Source organism: Shewanella sp. 8A (assembly GCF_023475945.1).
Lineage (GTDB): Bacteria > Pseudomonadota > Gammaproteobacteria > Enterobacterales > Shewanellaceae > Shewanella > Shewanella xiamenensis.
The window spans coordinates 188731-198558 of the sequence record NZ_JAMDJP010000006.1; the positions used below are offsets into that span (position 1 = coordinate 188731).

Consider the following 9828-nt stretch of genomic DNA (forward strand, 5'->3'; position numbering starts at 1 on the left):
CGTTAAAACTTAAGATATAAAAAAGGGCGCTAGGCGCCCTTTAAGTCTGCCTATTACTTAGCGTTGAGCGCGCGGATACGGCTCGCTAACGAGTACAGACGGATAAAGCCTTCTGCGTGTTTTTGGTCGTACACTTGGTCTTCACCGAAGGTCGCAAACGCTTCAGAGTACAAGCTGTTTGGCGAACGTTTCTTAACGGCAATCGCGTGACCTTTGTAGAGTTTCACCACAACTTCACCGTTGACAGACTCGGCTAAAGACTCAGATGCCGCCAGCAGCGACTTACACAGAGGTGTAAACCAACGACCGTCGTATACTAAGTGTGCCATTTGAGCGCCCACTTGCTCGCGCCAAGTACGGCTGGTTTTGTCCAGCACTAACTCTTCAATCGCGCGCAGCGCGGCAAACATTACAGTGCCGCCTGGGGTTTCGTAGCAACCACGAGACTTCATGCCCACTAAACGGTTTTCAGTGATGTCGATACGACCCACGCCATGTGGTGCAGCGATGGCGTTCAGCTTCATCAGTGCAGCGTAAGGCGTTAATGCTTCACCGTTTACTTTAGTCACACGGCCATGCTCGACTTCAAGTGACACATATTCTGCTTCGTTTGGCGCATCTTCCGGATCGGCAGTCAGCGTCCACACACCTTTGCTTGGCTCGTTCCATGGATCTTCCAACTCGCCACCTTCGTGGGAAATGTGGAATGCATTAGCATCACGGCTGTAGATCTTAGTGGCAGAAGCTGAAGTCTTAATATTACGCTCAGCTAAGTAAGCCAGCAGATCTTCACGGCTCTGCATGCTCCATTCACGCCATGGTGCAATCACTTTTAAATCAGGCGCTAATGCCGCAAAGCAACCTTCGAAACGCACTTGGTCGTTACCCTTACCGGTACAACCGTGGCACAGGGCATCGGCACCCACTTTACGCGCCACTTCAACCTGCGCCTTCGCGATGATTGGACGCGCCATTGAAGTGCCTAACAAGTAAGTCCCTTCGTAAATCGCACCCGTTGCCATGGTTGGGTAGATGTAATCTTTAACGAATTCTTCTTTCAGATCGACGATATGGCATTCAGACGCGCCTGAGGCTAATGCCTTTTCAGTCAGACCCACTAACTCTTCTTCACCCTGACCAACGTCAGCGCAAAAGGCGATGATTTCACAGTTGTCGTAGGTTTCTTTTAACCAAGGAATAATGGCCGAAGTATCTAGACCACCCGAATAGGCTAAAACGACTTTTTTCACGCCAGTATTTTTGTTCTCGATAGACATCTTAAATTCCTATAACTCGTTTCTCACCTTGGAGAAAGTAGGCTGCTAAACAGGGTTAAATTAACTAAATAGGGTTACCAGTACTGCATTTTGGGCGTGCATCCGATTCTCAGCTTGTTGCAGGATCAAGGAGCCTTCGCCATCCATCACTTCATCGGTCACTTCAACACCGCGGTGAGCGGGTAAACAGTGCATAAAGAAGTGAGCACCCGCTTTCGCCATCAAGGCCTTATTGACCTGATAAGGTGCAAACTTATCCTTAATTTCCGCTAACGGTGTTGGATCTCCCATGGAAATCCAAGTATCAGTATAGATAGCATCGTGACCTTCAATCGCATCAATATCTGAAGTCAGTACAACCTTGCCGCCATATCGGCTCGCGAGCTCTTGCACTTCGGCCACAACGTAGCCATCAGGAAAGTGACCTGCAGGGCAGATCACTGTCATGGTGGCACCGAGAATGGCCGCACAATACATCAATGAGTTAGTAACGTTATTACCATCACCCACATACGCTAACTTAGCATCACTGATATTTTCAAAATGCTCGGCCAAGGTTAAAAAATCGGCTAAAGCTTGGCAAGGATGGTACAAATCCGAAAGTGCATTAATCACGGGCACACTACCAAACTCAGCTAATTGTTCGATAGTCGTGTGGGAGAACGTTCTCGCCACAATGGCATCGGCCCAACAGGACAGGTTAGAAGCAAAGTCAGCGACCGATTCCCGCTTACCTAAGGCACCATTTTGCTGGTCTAGGTATAAACAGTGGCCGCCAAGCTTGTTAATACCGATATCGAAGCTAACACGAGTACGCAGAGATGGCTTTTCAAATAACATCACCACACTCTTACCGTCCAGTGCATGACGATACTCAGCGGGATTCGCTTTAATCGTCTTTGCCAAGGTAATCAGATCCAGCAACTGCTGCTGGGTTAACTCTTTTATCGATAGTAAATGCTTCATAACCTACTCCGCTTATGGTTGGATTTGTGTGCCCACGGCCTCACCTTTTGCTAATGCGACTAATTGGCTTGCATCACGCCATGAGGCCACTTGAACCGCCTGCCCCATCCACTGCGCCACTTCGAGCGCAGCTTCAACTTTTACTTTCATTCCCTTTTCGATCACGCCTTGCTTAACCAACTCGGCAATCTGCTTACCATTCAATGAAGGGATTAATTGACCTTTACCATCGAGCACGCCAGACACATCCGATAGCAGCACCAACTTGCCACCGACCAGCTTGGCTAATACCGTCGCCGCTTGGTCAGCGTTCACGTTCAGCATTTGGCCATCGTCCATCATGGCAATTGAGCTACAAATCGGCATCCAGCCTTGGGACAGAATAAACTTGAGGTAAGTCGCGTCCTTAGGAGAAACCTCGCCCACTAACCCTAAACGCTCATCTTTAATCTTGGCCGATACCGTGTTGCCATCGGCTAAGCTCATACCCACACTCACAATCCCAGCTTTTGTCGCTGCGCCTTGGAGGATCTTGTTTGATGTGCCAGCCAGTGCACCGGCAATAATTGGCATTTGCTCAGGCGGGGTCACCCGCAGTCCTTCTAACTTGACGGTTTCCATGCCGTTTGCGGCTAATTGCTCATCGACCAAACAGCCACCACCATGCACCATCAGCACCTGCTGACCATTTGCGATCATTGCTGCGGCGGTATCCATTAAACGCGCCATCCCCATTTCACACTGCAGCAGGGCGCCGCCGACTTTAAGAACTAATACTGAGTTGTTGGTAGACATCTTGACGACTCTCTTAAATAAGGATGAACGGTTAAAGGTTAAAGTGAATCTTTATGCATTGCAGGGCTTGGCTCGCCGCGCCTTTCATCAAATTGTCGATGGCACTGGCAACCACTAAGTAGCCACTGTTCTCATCAAACTTCCAACCTAAGTGGCAATTCGGAGTCAGCACTACATCATCTACTTTAGGGAACTGGTTCTGTTTCACCGTCACCAGCGGGGCTTGGTCATACACACTGTATGCCGCAGCCACATCGGCGGTGGTGGTGCCCGGTTTTAGCTGTACCGTGATGGTTGCTAAAATGCCGCGCTTGAAGTTGCCAAGGTGCGGCGTGAAGATCACCTCTTGCCCCAGTTGAGTGGCAATTTCGGGTTGATGTCTGTGGCCTAATACGCCGTAGGGTGTGAGGCTCACTTCGCAAAAACTGGTATGCAACTGCGCCTTACGACCCGCGCCCGTCACACCGCTGACAGCATTGATCACCGGATAGGCGGAGGTCAGTAAATTCTTTAATGGTTTCAAAGCGGTTAATGATGCTGTTGGGTAACAACCTGGCACAGCAATCATCTTAGTTGCGCCGACTTCTTTGGCATTCCACTCGGCAAGACCATAAACAGCCTTGGCTAGCACCTCGGGATATTCGTGCTCAAAACCGTACCACTTAGGGTACTGCGTCACATCACTGAAACGATAGGCACCGCTTAAGTCAAACACGGCTAAACCTTGGTTGTAGAACCAAGCCGCTAAATGCAAACTCACCGAATGCTCGGTCGCTAACACCACGGCATCCGCCTCGGCGACGATCTTCGCCTTCGCTTCTTCAGTCAGTGGTGACAGAGCTAAGTCAATGTGGCTGTAGACAGGGTACAAATCTGCTAAAGCTCTACCTTTATCTAAACTATTTTCAGAGACATACAGGCCTTGAATTGATAATTCAGACTCCGCATGGACTAAAGCAGTGAGTTGTGCACCTGTGTAACCACTGGCGCCGATAATGGCGATATTTTTCATATGTATTTTTATAAACCAAATCAAAGAGACTTAAAGAATAGATGAATAGCGTATACGCAACAGCGCATATCTATGATGACAGGACTATCGTCGTGGGAAATCGTAATTGCTCGTTATTTTATTCACTGACGGCTTAACGCTATACATCATGATATTTACTCTACAGGTCACAAGGGGTGACTCATCTCAACTGCAGGCTAGACTACCACAAAGATCTATTTATGCAATATATGTGAATATATATTTTTATTAAATTTTATCTTTAATCTGCGTTCAAGCACGCTTAGCAAATGACACAATACTTCACTAACTTCTTTATAACTCAGTTATCTATGGATGAAAGACTGAAAAATCAGTCCTTTTTATTAACACCTGATATACATGTACGCAAAGCCAAAATAATGCAGTTCATATTCACTTTGGCTAAACATAATAAAATATTGCGTTAGCTCGCATTTATATTGAATATTCCTCAACAATTATCGTGATTAGTTGCATATAAGATAAGCCAGTCGTATAAGTTATAAGTTCTGCTGTTGACCATTGCCCTCAGTGGTAGGTATTGTGCTATCGGGCTAATACAAAGCGGATTTTGATGTTTTTCTATTCGGAGTAACTATGGCAGGTAATGTGGCAGACAATGTGACCGACATGTATGCGTCGTTAAGATCAAACGTGAGTATGTTAGGGCAGATCCTTGGCGATACAATGCGCACCCACCTCGGTGATTCTTTCCTCGAGAAGGTTGAGCAAATTCGTAAACTTGCAAAAGATTCCCGCCGTGGCGATGAGGCGGCACGGGAGCAAATGCTAGAACTGCTGACCGCACTCCCCGATGAAGAGTTAGTGCCTTTTGCCAAAGCCTTCAACCAATTCCTCAACCTAGCAAACTTATCCGAACAATTTCATACTATTAGCCGTAACTGTGATGAGCTGGTTTGTGTACCGGATCCGGTCGAACAGTTGCTTGGCCGTATGCTTAATGGCCGTATCGATCAAACTAAGATGTTGGATTGCTTAAAGACGCTAGATATCGATTTAGTCCTCACCGCACATCCAACGGAAATCTCTCGCCGCACACTGATCCAAAAATATGCGGCGATTGTGGATTGCCTTGCCGAGCAAGAAAACGATCAATTATCCGATAGAGAACGTCGCCAAATTAATCTGCGTCTGCGTCAGTTAATTGCTCAGATCTGGCACACCAATGAAATTCGCCGTGAACGCCCAACGCCAGTGGATGAAGCCCGCTGGGGATTATCGACGATTGAAGAATCTCTCTGGCACGCCGTCCCCGACTTTTTAAGGCAACTCAACGATCAAGTACAAGAGCGCACTGGCCAGCAATTGCCTATCGATATTGCACCGGTGCGCTTCTCAAGCTGGATGGGTGGTGATCGCGACGGTAACCCCTTTGTGACCGCCAAAGTCACCCAAGAAGTGTTAGACCGTAATCGCCATGCTGCGGCACGTTTATTCCTCAAGGATATAGTGTTGCTAGTGGGTGAACTGTCAATGGAAGAAGCCAATGATGAATTAAAGGCTTATACCAACAATAGCTGCGAACCCTATCGTTTTGTGCTGCGCTCATTAAGACAAAAACTGCGTGACACCATAGATTACTTAAATGCCCGCATTGAGGGCCACAATCCTGAAGTGGATAAATCAACACTAATTTGGCAAGAAAGCGATCTTAAGGCGCCGCTAGAGATGCTGTATAAGAGTTTATGTGACTGCGGCATGCGTTTGATTGCTAACGGTTTACTGCTCGACATTTTGCGCCGTCTCGCTTGTTTTGGCATCCATATGCTTAGGCTCGACATTCGTCAAGACGCCGGCCGTCACTGCGATGTACTTGCAGAGTTAACCCGTTATCTAGGTATGGGTGACTTTAATCATTGGGATGAAACCGAAAAACAAGCCTTCTTACTGCGCGAACTCAGTAACCGTCGTCCGCTGATCCCGAGCAACTGGCAACCTTCCGCCGATGTAGCCGAAGTGCTTAACACTTGCCGTTTAATTGCTAAACATCCCGCCAAAGCATTAGGTTCGTACGTCATCTCGATGGCGAGCAAACCTTCTGACGTATTAACGGTTTTACTGTTACTCAAAGAGACTGGCTGCACGCATCCAATGCGTGTTGTGCCGCTGTTTGAAACCTTAAGTGACTTAAACAACGCCGCCGAATGTATTACCGCACTGCTCGATATCGACTGGTATCGTGGTTATACCAAAGGCATGCAAGAGGTGATGATCGGCTACTCCGACTCAGCCAAAGATGCGGGTGTAATGGCAGCCGCTTGGGCACAATATCGCGCACAGGAGCAGTTAGTCGCCGTTTGTAAACAGGCTGGCGTTAAGCTGACGCTGTTTCATGGTCGCGGAGGCAGTATTGGTCGTGGCGGCGGCCCAGCTCACAAAGCGATTCTGTCGCAACCGCCCGGCTCAGTTGATGGCCGTATTCGCGTCACCGAGCAAGGTGAGATGATCCGCTTTAAGTTCGGCCTGCCTAAATTGGCGGTGCAAAGCTTAGCCCTGTACACCTCAGCGGTGTTAGAAGCGACTCTGCTTCCGCCGCCCGAGCCTAAGCAGGAATGGCGCAATTGTATGGAGCGGATTGCTCAGGAGTCAGTGAGTGCTTACCGCGGTATTGTCCGTGAAGAGCCGGATTTTGTGCCTTATTTCCGTGCAGCCACTCCGGAGGTTGAACTAGGCAAATTACCATTAGGCAGTCGCCCAGCAAAACGTCGTGTCGATGGCGGTATCGAGAGTTTACGTGCCATTCCTTGGATTTTCGCTTGGTCTCAAAACCGCTTAATGTTGCCAGCATGGCTCGGCGCCGGTGAAGCATTACAGGCTGCCTGCGAACGTGGAGAAATGGGTTTGCTACAAGATATGGATCGCGAATGGCCCTTCTTTAGCACGCGGATTTCCATGCTGGAGATGGTGTACGCCAAAGCGGAACCTAACTTAGCGCGTTACTATGAAACCTGCTTAGTTCCGCCCAATCTTCACCACTTAGGCGAAACTTTACGCCAGCGTTTAGATCTCGGCATTAAAGTGGTGCTGGAGCTGACTAAATCGGATACCTTAATGGCGCATACACCGTGGAATCGCGAATCAGTCAAACTGCGCAATCCCTATATCGATCCATTAAACTTCCTTCAGACCGAGTTATTAGCTCGTACCCGCAAGGAAACAACCGAAGCTCCCGCTTCCGAACACGTGCAACTCGCCTTAATGCTGACGATTGCCGGTGTCGCGGCGGGCATGAGAAACACAGGTTAATGAAAAAACTCACGCTTAGCCTTTGCTTGGGATTATCTGTACTGCTTGGCGGCTGCGTCACGCAGTACAGTATCAGCGAGCATGAAATGGAGCAGTATCTCAGCAAAGAGATCCATTTTGAGGTAAAACAAGGTAATCAACTCGTGGGCGCGCAAGTGCGCATTAACGACATCAGTGTCAGACTCGGTGAAAAGCCTGACACTATGAGCGTAAGTGCAACCACTCAGGTGTCCATCACTAACCCTATTTATCCGTTGAAGGCGCAACTTTCAACCACCTTTGAGGCTAAGCCTTGGTATGACAGTGCCACCCACAGCGTCTACCTACGCCAGCTTGAATTGGTGAAAGTAGAATCAACCCCTAAGGATATCGAGAAAGCCATCAGTAGCGCGACGCCACAGGTTATGGGCTACTTAAGGCATTTCCTCGAGAATCAGCCCGTTTATGTGCTCGATACGAAGGATAGTAACCAAGCGCTGATGGCCAAGATGACCGAGAGCATTCAAGTCGTCCCAGGCAAATTAGTCCTTAAGTTCACTAAATAACGGCTTGCGTTGCAAACCATTCGCCATAAAAAAATGCTCCCTCGGGAGCATTTTTGTTAGTCAAGCTAGACTGACTAAAACCCGTAAGTATCCAAAGAGTTACTTGCTGAAACGCCCTATCGACTGGTAATCCACAATCACAGCTTCGGTGAGTAACTCACGTCTTAGCATATCATAGGCTACCGCCGCACTTAAGCTACGCACTAAATCCCGCGAACGTCGCGGCAGTTTTATCATTTGGCTGTAGACGCCACTGCGGGTTGCCAAGGCAATTGCCACCGTACCAACGGGCTTTTCTTCGGTTCCGCCATCAGGTCCCGCTATCCCACTGGTCGCTAAGGCAAAATCACTGTCTAAAATAGCACGCGCGCCCTTGGCCATTTCTTCAACCGTTGGAATAGAGACTGCACCGTGATCGTCTAAGGTCGCAGGGTTAACTCCTAACACTCGCACCTTAGACTCATTACTGTAAGTCACCAGACCGTGTTGCAAATAGGAAGAGCTGCCCGGGAAATCCACTAACTGACTGGTAATCATCCCACCCGTACAAGACTCAGCAACACTCAAGGTCAATCCAGAATTCAGCAACTTAGCATGGATCTCTTCGGCAAGCGTCGCTTTATCTTCGGCGACGACCGCAGTTCCCAGCACCATTTTGATGTGCCCAGTCACCCGTGGCAGCAAAGCAATCGCCTTCTCGCCGCGGGCAAAGATCTTAATCTCAATATGTGGCATTGAGGAGCGATAACCAATGGTAATCCCCTCAGGCAACTCCAATGGCTCAATTTTGTCGGCAAGGGAAGACTCGCCATGACCTATGGTCAGCAACTTCTTCAGCGCCACCTTAGCGTCGAGGTCAAACTCTTCACGGATAAAAGGAATAAACTGTTCCTTCACCATATGCTTGAGTTCAAATGGCACACCTGGAGTGAAAAACAACCAAGCTCGATTCAACTTCACTCTAAATCCACAGGCCGTGCCGACGGGGTTATCCACCATTACCGCAGACTCTGGCAGCATCGCCTGCTTTAAATTACTCACTGGCATCTCGCGATTATTGCGCGTAAACCAATCTTCTAAACGTTGGCGCCACTCCCGATTCTCAACCAGAGGCTCGCCTTTAGCCTTAGCCATTGCCTCGGCAGACATATCATCACTGGTCGGCCCCAAGCCGCCATTCACTAAAATCACATCGGCATGCAAACTACGCTCTTGGAAAACCGCAATTAAGTCCTCGAGACGATCCCCCACGGTAACGCGCCTTTGGATCTCAATGCCATGCTCCATCATAGTGCTGGCAAACCAAGCAGCGTTAGTATCAACAATCTGACCCGACAGCACCTCTTCCCCAGTACAAATCATCTCTAACTTCATCATAGATCCTTAGCTACCCCAATAAGTTACTGCATAAGGTAAGTAACCTCTGAAGTAATAGCAAGAGTTGACCTTTGGGAGATATGGTTCAGTAGTGTGAAGAAAATAAGGTAGTCAGTCGCGATTTAGCGCACACCAGGGGTGTGTGAGCGAAAGAGGCTGAAAATTGGAATGGGTGATTTCAAAATCACAATCTAAAGATGACAAACGCGAAAAACAAAAAAGCCAGCTTATTCAGCTGGCTTCATTGTTTATTTAGGTGCTTGGCGATGACCTACTCTCACATGGGGAGACCCCACACTACCATCGGCGCGATTGCGTTTCACTTCTGAGTTCGGGATGGGATCAGGTGGGACCACAATGCTATTGTCACCAAGCAAATTTGGTATCTACTCCCCATCTTATGTGGGCAGTAAATGAATTCGGAAAGCTGTATTGAGTACCACTTCTTAAGTGTTTCTATTCGTCTAAGTGCTACTTAGCAAAACCCATCTGGGTTGTATGGTTAAGCCTCTCGAGTCATTAGTATCAGTTAGCTCAACGCCTCACAACGCTTACACACCTGACCTAT

Annotated in this window: 7 protein-coding genes and 1 rRNA gene; 2 read left to right on the plus strand and 6 right to left on the minus strand. The window is 48.4% G+C overall.

Annotation, left to right across the window (positions count from 1 at the left end):
* Positions 1 to 53: 53 nt before the first annotated feature.
* From M0413_RS06875 to argC, 4 genes are read right to left on the minus strand one after another with little or no spacing between them, the layout of a single operon-like run.
* The gene (locus tag M0413_RS06875; protein WP_249553577.1) at positions 54 to 1277 is read right to left on the minus strand and encodes an argininosuccinate synthase; all 1224 of its coding nucleotides are present in this window, start codon (positions 1275 to 1277) and stop codon (positions 54 to 56) included.
* A 60-nt stretch (positions 1278 to 1337) separates the two neighbouring features.
* Positions 1338 to 2243: an ornithine carbamoyltransferase gene (locus tag M0413_RS06880; protein ID WP_047536215.1), complete on the minus strand. Its 906-nt coding sequence runs from the start codon at positions 2241 to 2243 to the stop codon at positions 1338 to 1340.
* A 12-nt stretch (positions 2244 to 2255) separates the two neighbouring features.
* Positions 2256 to 3038 (minus strand): acetylglutamate kinase, encoded by a 783-nt coding sequence (gene argB / locus M0413_RS06885; RefSeq protein WP_037424139.1) that lies wholly within the window; start codon positions 3036 to 3038, stop codon positions 2256 to 2258.
* Between the two features lie 31 nt (positions 3039 to 3069).
* The gene (argC, locus tag M0413_RS06890) at positions 3070 to 4050 is read right to left on the minus strand and encodes an N-acetyl-gamma-glutamyl-phosphate reductase (protein ID WP_172589140.1); all 981 of its coding nucleotides are present in this window, start codon (positions 4048 to 4050) and stop codon (positions 3070 to 3072) included.
* A gap of 618 nt (positions 4051 to 4668) precedes the next feature.
* Between argC and ppc the strand changes: the two genes are divergently transcribed.
* A complete protein-coding gene (ppc, locus tag M0413_RS06895) occupies positions 4669 to 7338 on the plus strand; it encodes a phosphoenolpyruvate carboxylase (RefSeq protein ID WP_188870606.1) in 2670 nt (889 codons plus the stop codon).
* A complete protein-coding gene (locus M0413_RS06900) occupies positions 7338 to 7883 on the plus strand; it encodes a YceB family lipoprotein (RefSeq protein WP_023266416.1) in 546 nt (181 codons plus the stop codon). Before ppc ends, M0413_RS06900 begins: the two co-directional genes overlap by 1 nt.
* 99 nt (positions 7884 to 7982) lie before the next feature.
* Here M0413_RS06900 and M0413_RS06905 read toward each other — a convergent pair whose 3' ends face one another.
* The gene (locus M0413_RS06905) at positions 7983 to 9257 is read right to left on the minus strand and encodes a CinA family nicotinamide mononucleotide deamidase-related protein (RefSeq protein WP_047536205.1); all 1275 of its coding nucleotides are present in this window, start codon (positions 9255 to 9257) and stop codon (positions 7983 to 7985) included.
* 261 nt (positions 9258 to 9518) lie between these two features.
* A 5S ribosomal RNA gene (gene rrf, locus M0413_RS06910) occupies positions 9519 to 9634 on the minus strand.
* Between the last annotated feature and the right edge of the window lie 194 nt (positions 9635 to 9828).

What these genes read in the sequence shown, in the direction of transcription:
- M0413_RS06875 (WP_249553577.1), bottom strand. Translation starts at nt 1,277, where the DNA reads ATGTCTATCGAGAACAAAAATACTGGCGTGAAAAAAGTCGTTTTAGCC.
- M0413_RS06880 (WP_047536215.1), bottom strand. Translation starts at nt 2,243, where the DNA reads ATGAAGCATTTACTATCGATAAAAGAGTTAACCCAGCAGCAGTTGCTG.
- argB (WP_037424139.1), bottom strand. Translation starts at nt 3,038, where the DNA reads ATGTCTACCAACAACTCAGTATTAGTTCTTAAAGTCGGCGGCGCCCTG.
- argC (WP_172589140.1), bottom strand. Translation starts at nt 4,050, where the DNA reads ATGAAAAATATCGCCATTATCGGCGCCAGTGGTTACACAGGTGCACAA.
- ppc (WP_188870606.1), top strand. Translation starts at nt 4,669, where the DNA reads ATGGCAGGTAATGTGGCAGACAATGTGACCGACATGTATGCGTCGTTA.
- M0413_RS06900 (WP_023266416.1), top strand. Translation starts at nt 7,338, where the DNA reads ATGAAAAAACTCACGCTTAGCCTTTGCTTGGGATTATCTGTACTGCTT.
- M0413_RS06905 (WP_047536205.1), bottom strand. Translation starts at nt 9,257, where the DNA reads ATGAAGTTAGAGATGATTTGTACTGGGGAAGAGGTGCTGTCGGGTCAG.